Source organism: Glycomyces lechevalierae (genome assembly GCF_027622945.1).
GTDB lineage: Bacteria > Actinomycetota > Actinomycetes > Mycobacteriales > Micromonosporaceae > Glycomyces > Glycomyces rutgersensis.
In genome coordinates this window covers 124,391-140,410 of record NZ_JAPZVQ010000015.1, presented here as the reverse complement: position 1 = coordinate 140,410, position 16,020 = coordinate 124,391, and the positions used below count along the sequence as shown (strand labels likewise).

Here is a 16,020-nt window from a genome sequence, read left to right as displayed (position 1 = left end):
TACAACCTGGTGCCGAGTCTGACGGCCGCCGAGAACGCGGCGCTGCCGCTGGAGCTCGACGGGCTCTCGGCGGGCAAGGCGCGCAAGCTGGCGCTTGCGGCGCTGGAGGAGGTCGGCCTCGACGCGAAGCAGGCCGACCGGTTCCCCGACGAGATCTCGGGCGGGCAGGCGCAGCGCGTCGCGATCGCGCGGGCGCTCATCGGCGAGCGGCGGCTCGTGCTCGCGGACGAGCCGACCGGTGCGCTCGACTCGCACACCGGTGAAGAGGTGCTGAAGCTGCTGCGCCGCCGCTGCGATGCGGGCGCGGCCGGGCTGCTGGTCACGCACGACGCGCGGCACGCGGGCTGGGCCGACCGGGTGGTGTTCCTCCGGGACGGACGCATCGTCGACTCCTCCGCGCCGCTGGCCGGGGCGGACAGCCTGCTCGAAGGCGCGGGTTCGTAGCGTGGGGAGATTCCTGGCGAGCCAGCGTCTCGCCTTCAGGATCGCGCGGCGCGAAGCGCTGCGCTACAAGGGACGGTCAGTCCTCTCGATCACCCTGCTGGGACTGCCGCTGCTGGGCGTCGCGATCGGCGCCAGCGCGTACGACACGACCACGCTCTCCCCGGAGGAGACCGCCGAGCAGTACCTCGGCGAGAACGACGCGTTCATCGAGAAGGGCTACCCGGGCTCGCCGATCGTCCAGTACACCTGGGAAGACCAGATGCCCTGGTACGAGCTGGAGAACTACGAGGACGCGGACGGCCAGGAGCCCGCGGACGTCTCCGACATGGACGTTCTCGCGGAACTGCCCGTCGGCACCCGGCTCACCCCCTACTCCTTCTGGAACGGCGGTGAGGAGCAGGCGGAGGTCGAGACGCCCGACGGGGTCGGCGAGCTCGACGTCCTGGGCTACGACCTGACCGACCCGAACTACGAGGCCGCCGGATTCACCTACCTCGACGGCTCGGCGCCGATCCGCGACGACGTGGCCCTCAGCGAGGAGGCGGCCTCGTACCTGGGCGTCGAAGTGGGCGACACGGTCACGTTCGTCACCGGGCCGACCACTGAGGAGCACGAGGTCAGCGGGATCCTCGAGATCCCGTGGGACATCAACGGCCGCTTCGCGGTCGCCGAGTTCTTCCCGGACAGCACGAACGGGTGGCTCGTGGACACCCCCGAGCAGATCACCCACGAGGACGCGCTGCGGCTCAACGAGATCGGGCTGACGGTGTGGTCGGAGGCGCTGCTCGACACGCCGCCGTCGAGCCCGGACGGGGTGTCCTACGAAGAGGTCACCGACTCGTACACGCTCACGCTCTACGGCCTCATCGTGATCTCCGTGGTCATGGAGGTCATCCTCCTGGCGGGCCCCGCGTTCGCGATCAGCGCGAAGCGGCGCACCCGCGAGTTCGCGCTCATGAGCGCCAACGGCGCGACCCCGGCCCAGATCCGCAGGATCGTGCTCGCCGGCGGCGTCCTGTTCGGGATCATCGCGGCCGTCGCCGCGGTCGTCCTGGGCATCGGGCTCGTCGCGGCCGGGCGGCCGTGGCTCGAGCAGCTCGTCGGCTACCGCACCCCTGGTCTGCAGGTGCTGCCGTGGCTGCAGGGCGTGCTGGCCGTGACCGCGATCGCCACGGGCCTGCTCTCGGCGCTCGCCGCCGCGATCAGCGCCTCGCGCATCAATGTGGTCGCGGCGCTCATGGGGCGCACGCCGGGCCGCAAGGGCTCGAAGCGTTGGCTGGTGATCGGCCTGGTCATGGTCGCGGGCGGCCTCGTCGCCGGGTTCGCGGGCATCACGCTCTGGAGCCTGCCCCTCATGGGCGGCGCGATCGTGCTGCTGCAGTTGGGCCTGGTGGCGTGCACGCCGGCGCTGCTGGCGCTGACGGCGAAGCTCGGGCGGTGGATGCCGCTCGCGCCGCGCATGGCGCTGCGGGAGGCGGGCCGCAACCGCGGTTCGGCCGCCCCGGCGATCGCCGCGGTGCTCGGCGTCGTGGCGGCCGGCATGGCGTTCTCGATGATCACGGCCGCGAACAACGACCGCGCCGAGCACATGGACGAGTACCTGCTGCCGCAGGGGACGGCCTCGCTGACCTTCTACAACATGGGCGATGTCGACATCGAGACCGGCGAGATGGAGCCGGTCGACTGGGACGCGGCGCTCGTCGAGGCCGAGGCGAAGCTCGGGGCGCACCTGAACGACCTCGAGCTGCTTCCGGTGGGGCTCAGCGAGAACACCGGGACCTGCGACAAGGAGGCGGAGTTCCCCGAGGGAGCGGACCTCTACTGCAGCATCGAGTTGACGCGGCCTGAGGCCAACATGTGCCCCTACTGGGAGGCCGCTGACGCGATCTACTCGGCCGGGGAGATGGATCAGCAGGTGGACGAGGAGGCGCTCGAGAAGGCCGCCGAGGAAGCCAGGGAGGACGACCGCTGCGACGAGACCGCGGCGGGCGACGGCTGGGGCCTGTACGACGTGCCCACCGCGGTCGACCCCCGGGTCGTGGCGGCCTACACGGAGCTGGAGGGCGCGGAGCTCGACGCGGCCGTGGCGATCCTGGAGGAGGGCGGCGTCCTCGTCTCCGACGCGTGGGCCGTCACCGATGCGGGCACCGTGGTGTTCGAGCAGGAGGTCATGGACTTCGCGAGCGAGAACGCGGAGGAAGAGGCGATCTACAACGACATCGAAGTGCCCGCCATGGCGGTCGACAAGGGTCTGCTCGGATTCGGTCAGGTCTTCATGAGCCCCGGCGCGGCCGAGCGGCTGGGCATGGGCGAATCGATGTGGGGCCGGAGGTTCCTGATCGAGACCTCGACCGAGGTCACCGGGCCCGTCAAGGAGGGCATCTCGAAGGACCTCCAGGTCGAACTGGCCGACGGCACCGTCAGCGCGAACCTCGACGTCACGGACTACACCGACCGCGACACGCTGTACGTCATGCTGGCCGTGGCCGGGCTGTGCGCGCTCATCACGCTGGGCTCGACGGCGGTGTCCACCGGGCTCATCATCGCCGAGCAGAAGAAGGACATGACCACGCTCGGCGCGGTCGGCGCGGCACCGGGCCTGCGCAAGCGGTTCGCGATGTGGCAGACGATCATGATCGCCATGTTCGGCACCATCCTCGGCACGATCGCCGGGGTGATGGGGTACGCGCTCATCCGCGAGGCGCTGAACCGACCGCTGATGCACCGGTACCCGTTCGAGGTGCTGTACGGCTGGGAGCTGCCGTGGGTCAGCTTCGGGATCATGCTCGTGGCCGTGCCGGTGGTCGCCGCGGTCGGCGCGCTCGTCTTCACGAGGGCGAGGCTCGCCAGCGAGCGGCGATTGACCTAGCGCTCCAAGGAAGGTGAAGGGCCCCGGCACGATCGTGCCGGGGCCCTTCGTTCGCTGGTTTCTTCGTCACCGGCTTTGTGGAGGCGGCGCCGGCTCAACCCCTCGGAGACATCGGCATCTCTCTGACCGGCGCCGCCCGCTTCAGGTTAGGGAGCCGTTGCCACTCAACGGGTTCAGCGTTGGGAGTCGGGCGTGCCGGCGGGGACTCCGCTGCTGGGCATGGTGAGGATCTCGAAGCCGTCGTCGGTGACGAGCAGGGTGTGCTCGAACTGGGCGGTCCACTTGCGATCGCGGGTGACGGCGGTCCAGCCGTCGTCCCACATCTCGTGCTCGGCGGTGCCGAGGTTGATCATCGGCTCGATCGTGAAGGTCATGCCGGTCTCGATCTCGACCTCGAGCTCGGGGTTGTCGTAGTGCGGGACGTAGAGCCCGGAGTGGAACGCGGTGCCGATGCCGTGGCCGGTGAACTGGCGGACGACGCCGTAGCCGAAGCGCTTCGCGTACGCCTCGATGACCTTGCCGACCACGTTGAGCTGGCGGCCGGGCTTGACGGCCTTGATGCCGCGCCAGGTGGCGGTCCAGGTGCGCTCCACGAGGTCGCGGGCCTCCTGGGAGACGTCCCCGGCGAGGAACGTGGCGTTGCAGTCGCCGTGCACGCCGCCGATGAACGCGGTGATGTCGATGTTGACGATGTCGCCGTCCTGGACCACGGTGGAGTCGGGGATGCCGTGGCAGATGACCTCGTTGAGCGAGGTGCAGCAGGACTTCGGGTACTCGCGGTAGCCGAGCGTCGAAGGGTAGGCGCCGAGGTCGCACAGGTACTCGTGGGCGATGCGGTCGAGCTCGTCCGTGGTGACGCCGGGGGCGACGGCCTTGCCGACGGTCTCGAGGGCGTCGGCGGCGATGCGGCCGGCGATCCGCATCCGCTCGACGGTCTCGGCGTCCTTCACCTCTGAGCCGGTGAACGGCGAGGGCGCGGGCTTGCCGACGTACTCGGGCCGCTCGATCGAGTCGGGGACGCTCCTGCGGGGACTCTGCCTGCCAGGGCGCAGCGCGGGACGGGTTTCCATCGGTCCAGCCTAGCGGGAGCGGCCCAGGCGGCCGGTGGCGGCGATTGCGGGCCGTGGTCCGGCGCTCCGTTATCGAGCCGACGCGGGAAACCGGCCCGGAGACCGTGAAAACCTCTTGCGTTCGGCGGCGTCAGGCCGCATTCTGGGACGACCGGCGAGCCCGTGCCCGAGCACTTCGGAACGGGGCCTGGCCGGGACCCCGCGAGGCTTTTCCTACCGAGCCGGCGCGGGGCGCGGCTCCCGCCGGAGATCCGCGGTCCGGCTCCGGCCGGACGCGCGGTGTACGACACCTCCGGCGGTCGAGCGCCCCGCCTGTCCAACCCAGGCGGCGTGCAGTCGCCCCGCGCCGGCTCACCAACTCCCCCGCGCGCACGAAGGCCCGCAGCCGTCGATTCGGCTGCGGGCCTTCGTGAAAGCGCTTGGACTACGCGGCTTCGAGCTCCTTCGTGGGCTCCTCCGCGCCGGACTCGGCGGCTGCCGCCATGTCGGCGGTGCCCACCTCCTGCGCCAGCCGCTCCCAGAGCATCCCGCCGGAGTGGGCGAGCGCGCCGATGATGGAGGGGACGAACGGCAGCACCCAGTCGGCGAGGAAGCCGGAGTGCGGCATGTTGAGCACGAGCATGGCCGAACCGGCGCACAGCAGGCCTTGCAGCGTGCCGCGCCAGGCGGCGCGGGTACCGTCGATGACGGCCTCGCGGCGCTCGGAGGCCGGGTCGTGGAACTCGGAGAGCCCGGCGGCGTCACGGCGTCCCAGATAGGCGCCGACGACCGCCTGCACGGCGGTGCCCGCGACGACGGCGGCGATGAGGCTGTTCTTGGTGACGACGAAGATCAGGACGAAGAGCAGGCCGCCCCCGAGGACCGTGAGCACACCCCTGATCCAGTCGATCTTCTCGCCGGGGTACCAGTAGTACTTGGTGACGCCCTCGGAAATCTGTCGTTCGATCTTCCCCATGCCGGTCGCTCCCCTTTCACGGTGGGCACGGCGCGGACGCAGCCGGGAGCTGCGCTTGCCACGCACGGAAGTCATTATGCGCGGCACCGGGCGGCGCTTCGGCGGAATCCCCTGGAGTCACCTTTGTGGAATATTGCACAAGATGAGTGGTATGTCGGATTCCAGGGGTGCCGGGCGCAGTCCTCAACTGGTGCTGGATTCCAGCTTAGGGAAGGATCGCCGACCGGTGAGTCGGCGATCCGACAGTCGCGTCAGTGCAGTCGTGTCAGTGGACCTGGACGACCGGGCCGGCGAGGCCCTTGAGCTCCTCGGGCAGGTCCGCGCCCATCGCCTCGGCCAGCTTCACGGCCTCTTCGATGAGCGTCTCCACGATCTGCGACTCGGGCACGGTGCGGATGACCTCGCCCTTGACGAAGATCTGACCGCGGCCGTTGCCGCTCGCCACACCGAGGTCGGCCTCGCGGGCCTCGCCGGGGCCGTTCACGACGCAGCCCATGACGGCCACGCGCAGCGGCACGGGCAGGCCCTCGAGCCCGGCCGTGACCTGCTCGGCGAGCGTGTACACGTCCACCTGGGCGCGACCGCACGACGGGCACGAGACGATCTCGAGGCCGCGTTCCTTGAGGCCCATCGACTCCAGGATCTGGTTGCCGACCTTGACCTCCTCGACCGGCGGGGCCGAGAGGGAGACGCGGATGGTGTCGCCGATGCCCTCGGCGAGCAGCGCGCCGAACGCGGCTGCGGACTTGATGGTGCCCTGGAAGGCGGGCCCGGCCTCGGTGACGCCCAAGTGCAACGGGTACTCGCACTGCTGCGACAGGAGCCGGTAGGCCTTGATCATGACCACCGGGTCGTTGTGCTTGACCGAGATCTTGATGTCGCGGAAGTCGTGCTCCTCGAACAGCGAGGCCTCCCAGAGCGCGGACTCGACCAGCGCCTCCGGGGTGGCCTTGCCGTACTTCTGGAGCAGGCGCTTGTCGAGCGAGCCGGCGTTCACGCCGATGCGGATCGGCGTCCCGGCGTCCTTCGCGGCCTTGGCGATCTCCCCCACGCGGTCGTCGAACTGCTTGATGTTGCCGGGGTTGACGCGCACGGCGGCGCACCCGGCGTCGATCGCGGCGAAGACGTACTTCGGCTGGAAGTGGATGTCCGCGATGACCGGGATCTGCGACTGCTTGGCGATGACCTTGAGCGCGTCGGCGTCGTCCTGGGTCGGGCACGCGACGCGGACGATGTTGCAGCCGGTGGCGGTGAGCTCGGCGATCTGCTGCAGCGTCGCGCCGATGTCCGAGGTCCGGGTGGTGGTCATCGACTGGACGCTGATCGGGGCGCCGCCGCCCACGAGCACGCCGCCGACGTTGAGCTGCCGGGTCTTGCGGCGCGGGGCGAGCGGTTCGACCTCGTGGTCGTGGCGCTTGGTGGGGATACCGAGGTTCACTGCGGTCATGTGGCTAGTTTCCACCTTGATTCGCGGGTTAATTGAAGATAGTGATCGGGTTGACGATGTCAGCGGTGATCGTCAGCAGCATGAAGCCGCCCAGGAGGACGATGACAGCGTAGGTCAGCGGCATGAGCTTCATGTAGTCGACACGCCCGGGGTCGACCTTTCCTCGCTTCAGCGCGATCCACGAACGGGCCTTCTCGTACCAGGCGATCGCGATGTGCCCGCCGTCCATCGGCAGGAGCGGCAGCAGGTTGAAGATGCCGATGAAGTAGTTCAGGACCACCAGGAGCATGAAGAACATGGCCCACTGGTCGTACTGGACCATCTCGCCGCCGAGGCGCGAGGCGCCCACGACGCTGACGGGCGAGTCGGCGCTGCGCTCCTCGCCCATGATGGCGTCCCACAGCGGCGGGATCTTCGAGGGCAACTGGCCCAAGGCGATGAAGGTCTCCTTGAACATGTCGCCGGTGGTGCTGAAGGTCTCGCCGATGCCGTCGATCGGGCCGGTCGCGACCGTCGGGGCGATCGAGGGATCGGTGTAGACGAAGACGCCGAGGCGGGCCACGGTCTCCGTGGTGCCGTCCGCCTTCTCGGCGGTGGCGGCGTAGGGGGTGACCTCGATGGTCTTCTCGGTGCCGTCGCTGTCGACCGTGACGGCGACCGGCTCGTCCGGAGTGAGCTCGGAGACGGTGGCGACGAGGGACTCCCAGTCGGTGACGGCGGTGCCGCCGACCGAGGTGATCGCGTCGCCGTCCTGGATGCCCGCGGCGGCGGCCGGGCCCTCGATCTGGCCTTCGGGGCAGTCGCCCGCGGGGGCGGTCGAGTCGGCGGCCTCGACGCACGGGGCGACGGCGACCTGCGCATTCTCCTCGGACTGCGTGACCTGCTCGGCGTAGGCCGGGTTGGCGACGACGCCGACGAAGGAGACGAGGATCCACAGGGCGACGAAGCCGATGATGAAGTGCGTGACCGAACCGGCGGCGAGCACGATCGTGCGCTGCCACAAGGGCTTGCGCCAGAAGACCCGCTTCTTGTCCGCCTCGTCGAGCTCTTCCTCGTCCTCTTCGAGCGGGGTCATCCCGACGATCTTGACGAAGCCGCCGAGCGGGATGCCCTTGACGCCGTATTCGGTCTCGCCCTTGCGGAACGACCACAGGGTGGGGCCGAACCCCACGAAGTAGCGGGTGACCTTCATGCCGAAGCCCTTGGCCGTGAGCATGTGGCCGAATTCGTGCAGGCTCACGGAGATGAGGATCGCCAACGCGAACAGGACGATCCCGGTGATGTAGGCCAGCAAGTCGGTCTCCTTCTAACGCTCGGACGCGTCCAACACTAGCCGTCGGGCGCACGCGCGCGCCCACTTCTCCGCTTCGAGTACGTCTGCGACACTGGAGGGTCGCTCGAACCTTGGCGCGGCGGCGAGGACGGCTTCGATGGTGTCGACGATGCCGAGGAACGGCAGCCGCCCGTCGCGGAAGGCGGCGACGGCTTCCTCGTTGGCGGCGTTGTAGACGGCGGGCATGAGGCCGCCGGCGCGGCCGGCGTCCTTGGCGAGGGCGACGGCCGGGAACGCGGTCTCGTCGAGCGGTTCGAAGTGCCAGTCTGAGGCCTTCGTCCAGTCGACGGGCTTCGCGGCGCCGGGGAGGCGGTCGGGCCAGGCGAGCGCATGGCCGATGGGCAGGCGCATGTCCGGCGGGGAGGCCTGGGCGATCGTGGAGCCGTCCGTGAACTCGACCATCGAGTGGATCACCGACTGCGGGTGGACCACGACGTCGATGTCGTCGTACGAGACGTCGAAGAGCTCGTGCGCCTCGATCACCTCGAGGGCCTTGTTGACCATGGTCGCGGAGTTGATCGTGACGACCGGGCCCATGGCCCAGGTCGGGTGCGCGAGCGCCTGCTCGACGGTGACCTCGGCGAGCTGGTCGCGGGTCTTGCCGCGGAACGGCCCGCCCGAGGCGGTGAGCACGAGCTTCGCCACCCGCTCCATCGAACCCGAGCGCAGGCACTGGGCCAGGGCGGAGTGCTCGGAGTCGACCGGGACGAGCTGGCCGGGCTTCGCGACCTCCCGCACGAGCGGGCCGCCGGCCACGAGGGACTCCTTGTTGGCAAGGGCCACTTGGCGTCCGGCCTTGAGCGCGGCGAGGGTCGGTTCGAGGCCGATGGAGCCGTTGATGCCGTTCAGGACGGTGTCGCAGGGCCAGGCCGCGAGTTCGGTCATGGCGTTGCGGCCGGCGATGAGCTTCGGCATCCGGGCGTCGCCGGAGGTCCAGCCCTTGGCGGTGGCGGCGGCGAAGAGGCGCAGTTGGACGTCCTCGAGCGCTGTGGCGTCGGCGACCGCGACGACGTCGACGCCCAGTTCGATCGCCTGCTCGGCCAGGAGCGCCGGGTTGCCGCCGCCCGCGCCGAGGCCGACGACGCGGAAGCGGTCGGGGTTGGCGCGGACGATGTCGATGGCCTGCGTGCCGATGGAGCCGGTGGACCCCAGGAGCACGATCTCGCGTTGGTCAGTCACGGGCATGATTATCCGCTAGCGGAAAACCACCGTCTTGGTGCCGTTGATGAGGACGCGGTCGTCCAGGTGGGCGGCCAGGCCGCGGGCGAGGCAGGTCGATTCGAGGTCGCGGCCGGCGGCCACGAGGTCGTCCGGGCTCAGCGCGTGGTCGACGCGCGCGACCTCCTGGTCGATGATGGGTCCCTCGTCGAGGTCGGCGGTGACGTAGTGGCAGGTCGCGCCGATGAGCTTGACGCCGCGGGCGTGCGCCTGGTGGTAGGGCTTAGCGCCCTTGAAGCTCGGCAGGAACGAGTGGTGGATGTTGAGGATCTTGCCGGGCAGCTTCGCGCAGAAGTCGGAGGAGAGGATCTGCATGTAGCGGGCCAGGACCACGGTGTCGATGCGTTCTTCCTCGATGAGGTCGAGGATGCGCTGCTCTTGGACGGCCTTGCCCTCGGGGCCGACGGGCAGGTAGTGGAACGGCACGCCCGAGGAGGCGGCGAGGTCGGCCCAGTCGGGGTGGTTCGAGACGACCGCGGCGGCCTCGCCGTGGAGCGCGCCGATGCGGAAGCGGTAGAGCAGGTCGTTGAGGCAGTGGCCCTGCTTGGAGGCCATGATGAGGACGCGGCGCTTGACGGCGCGGTCGTGGAGCTGCCAGTCCATGTCGAATTCGCGGGCGATGTCCGCGAAGCCCACGGCCAGTTCGTCGCGCTGCGCGGCCCCGTTGCTGCTCTCATGGTTCACGGCCGGCGCCGTGAACTCCACGCGCATGAAGAAGCGTCCCGAACCGTGCTCGGAGAACTGCTGGGAGTCCTCGATGTTGGCGTCGCGGCGGGTCAGGAAACCCGAGACGGCGTACACGATGCCGAGGCGGTCGGGGCACGAGAGCGTGAGCACGAACTGGCTGGTCATCCTACCAATGATACGGAGGGTCCCGGCCGGACGACAATCGACCGCCGTCTCGGACGGGTTGTCACAGGGTGTCGCTTTTCGCCCGGGCCGGTGCCGCGTTCGGGGCCGTGTTCAGGGCAAAGAGGAAGGGCGGACTCTTTCGGGTTCGCCCTTCGACCTTAAGTATAACTCACTCAGCGTGAAAAGCAACTCACCTTACGCACCGATTTCGGCGTTGAGCTGGTCCATGAACGACTTGGTGCTGTCCTCCACGGTCACGTCGCCGAAGATCATCGTCTCGAACACGCCGAGCATGATGTCCGCGGCGGCGCCGGAGCCGACCGGCGGCACCGGCGGGCCCTCGGCCAGCTCGGGGGTGATCGCGGCGATGAAGTCCGCGCCGAGCTTCTGGTCCGGCGGCAGGTTCGGCAGGATCCGCTCACGCTGCGCGGTGTTCGAGGGCACGCCCCGGTCGCCGAGCATGAGGTCCAGCGACTCGTCGCTGTTGAGCAGGAAGTCCACCAGCTTCGCGGCCGCGGCCTGGTCCGAGGTGGTGCGCGAGATCGACCAGTACATGGCCGACTTCAGGTACAGGCCCGGCTGGGTGCCGGTGCTCTCGCCCGGGACGCGCAGCAGGACCAGGTCCGAGCCGAGGACCTTCTGGATCGCGCCGATCTGGTTGGTCCAGTAGAACTCGGTCACGCCCGTACCGGTCGCCAGCGGCGCCTGGTCCTGGCCCGCGGAGAACGCCTCGACGATCTTGCTCGGCTCGGGGATGGCCCCGGCGTCGCGCAGGTCGAGGACCATCTGCCACCACTCGTTCATGGTCGCCTCGGTGAAGCCGAGCTTCCCGTCCGCGGTGTAGAGGCTCTCGCCCTTCTGGCGGGCGAAGATGTTGAACAGCGACTCGTTGCTGAAGGAGATCGCGGAGTTGCCGATCGCGTCGCCGCGGGTGGAGAGGTCGGTGATGAACGTGGCGAAGTCCGCCCAGGACCAGGTCTTGTCGTCCGGCATGGTCACGCCGGCGGCCTCGACGAGGGCCGGGTTGACGAGCAGGGCCATGGCGTTGACGCCGGTGCCGATGCCGTAGGTCTCGCCGTCGAGCTGGCCGGTCTTGAGGGTGCTCTCCTCGATCTTGGAGAGGTCGATGCCGATGTCGTCCAGCGGGAGGAGGGCGTTCTTATCGGCGTAGTCGCGCAGGTAGCGCTCGTCCTGCTGGAGGACGTCGGGCGCGTTGTTGCCGGAGACGGAGACGTTCAGGGCGTCCCAGTAGGCGTCGAACTCGTTCGGGCTCGGCTTGATCGTGATCCCGTCGTTCTTCGCGAGGAAGGCGTCGATGATCTTCTGGGTGTACTCGTGGCGCGGGTCCGAGCCCCACCACCAGAAGTCCAGTTCGCCGTCGCCGTCCTTGGCGCCGCCGCCTTCGCCGCCGCAGGCCGCGAGGAGGGGTGCGGAGGCGGCGCCGAAGATCCCGGCCTTGGCGAGCGTTCTCCGAGAGACGCCCGAGGGGTTGGATGACATCAATGTCTTCGTCCTTTCAGGACTTTCGTGAGGGTGGTTTGCCGGTTTACTTGATGCCGGTGGTGGCGATACCCCGGACGAGGTAGCGCTGGCCGGCGAGGAAGAACCCGAAGATCGGGCCAAGAGCCACAATAGACATCGCGAAGAGGGCGCCCCAGTTGGTGGTGCCCGTGGAGTCCATGAAGAGGCGCAGCGCCAGCGGCACGGTCTGGAGGTCGACGTCGCGCAGGTAGATCAGCTGCGAGTAGAAGTCGTTCCAGGTCCAGATGAACGTGAAGATGGCGGTGGTCGCCAGCGCGGGCATGCACAGCGGCATGATGACGCGCAGGTAGGTGCCCCAGTAGCCGCAGCCGTCGATCGCGGCGGCCTCGTCGAGCTCCTTGGGGAGGCCGCGGATGAACTGGACCATGAGGAACACGAAGAACGCGTCCGTGGCCAGCAGCTTCGGCACGATGAGCGGCCAGAAGGTGTCGACCCAGCCGAGGTTGTTGAACAGGATGTACTGCGGGATGATCACGACGTGGATCGGCAGCATGATGGTGCCGAGCATGATCGCGAAGAGCATGCCGCGCAAGGGGAAGCGGAGCCTCGCGAAGGCGTAGGCGGCCATGGAGCAGGAGACCAGGTTGCCGAGGATCGACCCGGCCACGATGATCATCGAGTTCCAGATGTACTTCTCGAACGGGTGCGGCAGGGCGTTCCAGCCGTCGGCGTAGTTGCCCCATTCCCATGAGGACGGGATGAGGCCGGGGTCGGCGAAGATCTCGTCGATCGGCTTGAGGCTGGCCGAGAGCATCCACAGCAGCGGGTAGATCATGACCATCGCGGCGGCGATGAGCACGAGGTGGAAGACGAAGCGCTTGAGCCCGACGGCGGGCGTGCCCTGCTTGGCGCGCGTGCGGGGCGCGGGGGTCGGAGTCTCAGTCATTGTCGCCATAGAACACCCAGAATTTCGACATCAGGAAGTTGAGCGCGGTGAAGATCGCGATGATGGCCAGCAGGAGCCAGGCGATGGCCGAGGCGTACCCCATGTCGAACTGGGTGAAGCCCTGGTCGTAGAGGTAGAGCGTCAGGAACATCGTGGAGTCGGCCGGGCCGCCCTTGCCGCTGGAGATGATGAACGCCTGCGTGAAGGACTGGAACGAGTTGATGATCTGCAGCACGAGGTTGAAGAAGATGATGGGGGTCAGCAGCGGCAGCGTGACGCTCCAGAACCGCTGCATGACGCCGGCGCCGTCGATCTTGGCGGCCTCGTAGTACATGGTGGGGATCTGCCGCAGGCCCGCCAGGAAGATGATCATCGGTGAGCCGAAGGTCCACACGTGCAGGATGATCAGGGTGCCGAGGGCGTAGTCGGGGTGGGAGACCCAGCCTTCGCCCTGGATGCCGAAGATGGCGAGGACCTGGTTGACGAGGCCTTCGGTGCCGAAGACCTGCCGCCACATGATCGCGATGGCGACGGAGCCGCCGAGCAGCGAGGGCAGGTAGAAGATCGAGCGGTAGAACGCCATGCCGCGCAGGCCGCGGTCGAGGACGATCGCGAGGAGCAGCGCGGCGGCGAGCTGGAGTGGCACCGAGACGAAGGTGTAGACGGCGGTGACCTTGATGGCGTTGGCGAGTCGCGGGTCGTCGAACATGCGCGCGTAGTTCTCGCCGCCGACCCATTCGCCGTAGCCGAGGCTGTAGTCGGTGAACGAGAGGTAGAACGAGGCGACCATGGGGCCGATGGTGATGGCCAGGAGGCCGATCAGCCACGGCGAGAGGAAGCTCAGCGCGGCCCACCGCTCGCGGGAGCGGATGGACCCGCCGCGTTTGCGGACCCGTTCCGGGCTCGGGGAGGGTGCGGAGGCGGCGGGCCCGGGGGGTGCTCCCGAGCTGCGCTGCTTCGGGCGCACCACAGCGACATCGTTGTCGGTCATAAGGTTTTGGGACCTTTCGGAGGGGGGGTCGGCTCCTAGATCACATCAGGCTATGCAACCGCTTGCCTCTTGTCAATGGCTCAACTTAAATTCGTGGATATCTTTCAGGCGGCGGTGTGGGATCGTTCCCGCAAACGCCTTCCGCCTCCCGACGGGAAACGGCCCGCCCGAACGAGTCCGGGCGGGCCGCTGGTTCCCCAGTGGATGGTCAGACGTGGGCGTGCTTGCGGTCCTCAACGGGGGCAGCGGCATCGTCGCCTTCTTTGAGGCCGTACTTGGAGTACAGGCGCCCGAGCGGGCCCGGGACCCACCAGTTGGCGCGGCCCAGGAGCCGCATCGTGGCCGGCACGAGCAGCATCCGCACCACGGTGGCGTCGAGGAAGATCGCGATCGCCATGCCCAGGCCGATCATCTTCATGAAGGTGATGCCGCTGAAGGCGAACGCGCCCACCACCACGATGAGAATCAGGGCCGCGGCGGTGATGATCGAGCCGGTGGACTGCATGCCGCGCAGCACGGCGGTGCGGTTGTCCGCGCCCTTGTCCCACTCCTCGCGCACCCGCGAGAGCAGGAAGACCTCGTAGTCCGTGGCCAGCGCGAACAGCAGCGCGATCATGAGCAGCAGGTTCGACGGGTCGATGTAGCCCGAGGGCGTGAAGTCCAGCGGGCCGGACAGGTGGCCCTCCTGGAAGATCCACACCACGACGCCGAGCGCGGCGCCGAGCGAGACGGCGTTCATCAGGACCGCCTTGACCGGCAGCACGATCGAGCCGAAGGCCAGGAACAGCACCACCATGGTGACGATGACGATGTAGCCGAGCATGTAGGGCAGGCCGTCGCCGATCGCGTCGAGCATGTCGACCCGGTCGGAGGCGCCGCCGGTCACGTACAGCTCGGCGCCGTCCACCTGGATGGCGCGGGCGTCCTCGATGAGGGCGCGGGCGTCGGCGCTGAAGGGGTCGAGGTCGTAGAGGACGTCGAGGAGCGCCGCGTCGGCCGTCGGCGGGGCGGCGGGCTGGACGGCGTCGACGTGGTCGAGGGCGAGCAGGGCTTCGGTGGCCTCGGCGGCCGCCGCTTGGCCACCGGTGACCATGACTTGGAAGCGTTCCTCGTCCCCGCCGGGGAAGTCGGCGGCGATCGTCTCGGTGACGACGCGGGACTCCGAGTCCTTCGGCATGTCGCGCTCGTCGACCCCGCCGAACTGGACGTCGAGGATCGGGCTGGCGAGCAGGGCCATGAAGGCGAGGACCGGCAGCAGGACGAGCACGGGGCGGCGCATGACGCCGGCCGCGAGGCCGTGCCAGAACCCGGTGTCGGTCTTGGGCTGCTTGTGCCTGCGCCACGGCAGGCGGCCGTTGTCCACGCGCTCGCCGAGCAGGTAGAGGACGGCCGGGAGGGCCACGAGCGCCGAGAGCATGGCGACGCCCACGGCGGACATGACGCCGTACGCGATGCCGTGTAGGAACGGCACGTCGACCAGGAGCAGGCCGCCCATGGAGAGGACGATGATGACGCCGGAGACCATGACGGTGCGCCCGGCGGTGGCCACGGTGTTGAGGACCGCGCTGCGCTTGTCGCGGCCCGCGGCCATCTCTTCTCTGAAGCGGCGCAGCACGAACAGCGAGTAGTCGATGGACATGCCGAGGCCGATGATGGTGATGACGTTGGCCGCGAACACCGAGACGTCGGTGAACTCGGTGATGACGCGGGTGATCGCGAAGCCGCCGAGGATCGACATGCCGCCGATGAGCAGCGGCAGCGAGGCGGCCACCAGCGCGCCGAAGACCACGATCATGATGAGCAGCAGGATCGGCATGGAGATCATCTCGGCGATCTCCAGGTCGTGCTGCACCTGCTCGTTGAGGTCGGCGAAGATCGCGGCGCCGCCGCCGAGGGAGACGTCCAGGTCACCGGTGTCCCCGGCGTCCCGCAACTGGCCCTCGATCGTCTCGAAGACCTCCGCCTGGGCCTCGTCGGAGGAGCCGGCGAGCGAGACGGCCGCGTAGGTCGCGTGCCCGTCCTCGGAGACGAACGTGGGCAACTGGGTGTCGTAGTAGGAGGTGACGCTCTCGACCTCGTCGATCGCGGCGATGTCGGCCACCGCGCTCTGCACCGCCGCGGCGAACGCCGGATCGTCGGCCGTCATCGTCTCGGACTCGTACAGGACCACGACCTCGGCGCCGGTGGAGCCGAACTCCTTCTCGATCGCCTCCGCGTCGAGCACGGACGGGGACTCGGAGGAGACGTAGCCGCCGTCGGTGAACTCGTCGAAGACGCCGAGCCCCCAGGTCGCGCCGATCGCGAACACCGCGGCGATACCGGCCACGACGAACCAGCGGGCCTTGATGACCGCTCTGCCTAGCAGGGAGTACATGTGCTGCTCCAATAAAGGTGAGGCATTGACCGCTGGTGC

12 protein-coding genes are annotated in these 16,020 nt (G+C 68.8%); 2 read left to right on the top strand and 10 right to left on the bottom strand.

All coding sequences use genetic code 11. The features are described from left to right. Positions 1–444, top strand: a 444-nt coding sequence (locus tag O2L01_RS20575) for an ABC transporter ATP-binding protein (protein ID WP_270123914.1), incomplete at its 5' end; no start/stop codon positions are given. 1 nt (position 445) lies between these two features. Continuing rightward, the gene (locus O2L01_RS20570; RefSeq protein ID WP_270123913.1) at positions 446–3,313 is read left to right on the top strand and encodes an FtsX-like permease family protein; all 2,868 of its coding nucleotides are present in this window, start codon (positions 446–448) and stop codon (positions 3,311–3,313) included. A 173-nt stretch (positions 3,314–3,486) separates the two neighbouring features. Here the strand turns inward: O2L01_RS20570 and map are convergent, their stop codons facing one another. The 10 genes from map to O2L01_RS20520 all read right to left on the bottom strand — a co-directional run bounded on the left by map (position 3,487) and on the right by O2L01_RS20520 (position 15,981). Continuing rightward, a complete protein-coding gene (gene map, locus O2L01_RS20565) occupies positions 3,487–4,383 on the bottom strand; it encodes a type I methionyl aminopeptidase (RefSeq protein WP_270123912.1) in 897 nt (298 codons plus the stop codon). Between the two features lie 424 nt (positions 4,384–4,807). Continuing rightward, positions 4,808–5,338, bottom strand: coding sequence for a hypothetical protein (locus O2L01_RS20560; RefSeq protein ID WP_270123911.1), 531 nt, complete (start codon positions 5,336–5,338; stop codon positions 4,808–4,810). A gap of 265 nt (positions 5,339–5,603) precedes the next feature. Beyond that, positions 5,604–6,785, bottom strand: a complete 1,182-nt coding sequence (ispG, locus tag O2L01_RS20555) for a flavodoxin-dependent (E)-4-hydroxy-3-methylbut-2-enyl-diphosphate synthase (RefSeq protein ID WP_270123910.1) — start codon at positions 6,783–6,785, stop codon at positions 5,604–5,606. 28 nt (positions 6,786–6,813) lie between these two features. Continuing rightward, positions 6,814–8,076: a M50 family metallopeptidase gene (locus O2L01_RS20550; protein WP_344469216.1), complete on the bottom strand. Its 1,263-nt coding sequence runs from the start codon at positions 8,074–8,076 to the stop codon at positions 6,814–6,816. A 15-nt stretch (positions 8,077–8,091) separates the two neighbouring features. Further along, positions 8,092–9,276, bottom strand: coding sequence for a 1-deoxy-D-xylulose-5-phosphate reductoisomerase (gene dxr / locus O2L01_RS20545; protein WP_344469218.1), 1,185 nt, complete (start codon positions 9,274–9,276; stop codon positions 8,092–8,094). Between the two features lie 36 nt (positions 9,277–9,312). Further along, complete coding sequence (gene purU / locus O2L01_RS20540; protein ID WP_270123907.1) at positions 9,313–10,188, bottom strand: formyltetrahydrofolate deformylase; 876 nt, start codon at positions 10,186–10,188, stop codon at positions 9,313–9,315. 195 nt (positions 10,189–10,383) lie between these two features. Beyond that, positions 10,384–11,688 carry an ABC transporter substrate-binding protein gene (locus O2L01_RS20535; protein WP_270123906.1) on the bottom strand — a complete coding sequence of 435 codons (1,305 nt, stop codon included), beginning with the start codon at positions 11,686–11,688 and terminating at the stop codon, positions 10,384–10,386. A 46-nt stretch (positions 11,689–11,734) separates the two neighbouring features. Next, positions 11,735–12,625: a carbohydrate ABC transporter permease gene (locus tag O2L01_RS20530; protein WP_344469194.1), complete on the bottom strand. Its 891-nt coding sequence runs from the start codon at positions 12,623–12,625 to the stop codon at positions 11,735–11,737. Then, on the bottom strand, positions 12,609–13,607 hold the full coding sequence (locus O2L01_RS20525) for a carbohydrate ABC transporter permease (RefSeq protein ID WP_270123904.1): 999 nt from the start codon (positions 13,605–13,607) through the stop codon (positions 12,609–12,611). The genes O2L01_RS20530 and O2L01_RS20525 overlap by 17 nt, the downstream gene beginning before the upstream one ends. A 208-nt stretch (positions 13,608–13,815) precedes the next feature. Beyond that, complete coding sequence (locus O2L01_RS20520; RefSeq protein WP_270123903.1) at positions 13,816–15,981, bottom strand: MMPL family transporter; 2,166 nt, start codon at positions 15,979–15,981, stop codon at positions 13,816–13,818. Positions 15,982–16,020: the final 39 nt, after the last annotated feature.